Origin of the sequence: Vibrio sp. R-1 (genome assembly GCF_035615595.1) — a bacterium.
GTDB classification, from domain to species: domain Bacteria; phylum Pseudomonadota; class Gammaproteobacteria; order Enterobacterales; family Vibrionaceae; genus Vibrio; species Vibrio cholerae.
In genome coordinates, this window is the sequence record NZ_WPDC01000197.1 from 1 (window position 1) to 1,229 (window position 1,229).

A 1,229-nucleotide genomic window follows, 5' to 3' on the forward strand; every position below is an offset into this window, starting at 1 on the left:
AACGAAGATAAAGGTTTTGGCTTTATTGCTCAAGACAACGGCGGCGCAGATGTATTTGTACATTTCCGTGCCATTATCTCTGAAGGTTTCAAAACCTTGAAAGAAGGCCAAAAGGTTTCTTTTGATGTTGAGCAAGGTGCCAAAGGCCCACAAGCGTCTAACGTTACCGCGCTGTAAGCCTCTCTGATACCAGAAAGCGGGCGCCCGCCGCCCGTTTTCCTTGTCACCGTTATCCTCGATACCCGTTCGATTTCCTATCCTGTTATTTCTGTTATTGATTGCTTTAAATCAACTTTATATTGACGTTGAAAGGCTACAGAAATTCAGCGTTGAATAATATATAAGGTTTTTTATGGCTAAAGTTAATGGCAGAAGCAGATTTTGGTTTTACCAAAATAAAGAAATTATTAAGAAAATAACTGAAGAATTAAAATAATGATTATAAAATTCACTGTGGGTGATTTCTCTTGGGAATCCTCATTGCATCAATTAAATAGTGATGCGCTTATTCGTCACATCCATTTTTATAGTGGTCATAGCGGTGTTGGCATCAGTATCAACTATTGTGAAAGTACCAGTCGGGGTAATATTTATTCCCGCGATGCATTAGTCGGTAATTTCGCTGTTCTATCGTAATAATTCATGCCACGGCATGATGCGTGCCGGCGTTGGCGTTTGATGGTCTTTTTAATATCCCTACATCAGTTAATTATCGCAATGATTGAGCGTTACTCTCTTTGCGCCGATTAACCTCTCATTTTTGCCAATAAACGCGTTGCTGACGAAAAATAATAATATTCCCTTGCAGCATGGCGTTTAGTTGCCTCTCAACTGATCTTTTTTCTCTGCTGGTGCGCATTAGATGAGTGGGACTCGATATCACCTGCAATACGTGGATACAGTGCACGGCACGCTCAATTGTTACGGCTGTAGCTGATTTGTATTTGGCGTGTAAATGTGGCATGGTGATATAAATCACACTTTTAGTGTTATTCATGTATGGCTCAAAATGAGCGTTAACACGGAGAGACAAGATGAAGAAAATGCTGATGGTTGCGGCACTGTGCGCCGGTTTGAGCGGCGTAAGCCTTAGTAGCTATGCTGCGCCTGCGCAAAAGCCTTTGATGGGCGGTTGGAGTGCAGCCGAGGTAACTCCACAAGCCAAGCAGGCCGCTGAATTTGCATTTAAAGCGTCCAATGTATCTTCCAAGTTGGACAAAGTGATTGCG

Annotated in this window: 2 protein-coding genes and 1 pseudogene; 2 read left to right on the plus strand and 1 reads right to left on the minus strand. The window is 42.3% G+C overall.

The genetic code is table 11. From position 1 onward, the window contains the following. The coding region (locus GOU96_RS17580) for a cold-shock protein (RefSeq protein WP_324702072.1) at positions 1 to 177 on the plus strand (177 nt) is incomplete at its 5' end. Positions 178 to 754: 577 nt separating this feature from the next. Here GOU96_RS17580 and GOU96_RS17585 read toward each other — a convergent pair. Continuing rightward, complete coding sequence (locus GOU96_RS17585) at positions 755 to 997, minus strand: hypothetical protein (protein WP_139799907.1); 243 nt, start codon at positions 995 to 997, stop codon at positions 755 to 757. A gap of 37 nt (positions 998 to 1,034) precedes the next feature. On the opposite strand from GOU96_RS17585, the pseudogene GOU96_RS17590 reads away from it, so the two are divergent. Further along, positions 1,035 to 1,229: pseudogene (locus tag GOU96_RS17590) on the plus strand (hypothetical protein); the annotation flags it as partial.

What these genes read in the sequence shown, in the direction of transcription:
- GOU96_RS17585 (WP_139799907.1), bottom strand. Translation starts at nt 997, where the DNA reads ATGAATAACACTAAAAGTGTGATTTATATCACCATGCCACATTTACAC.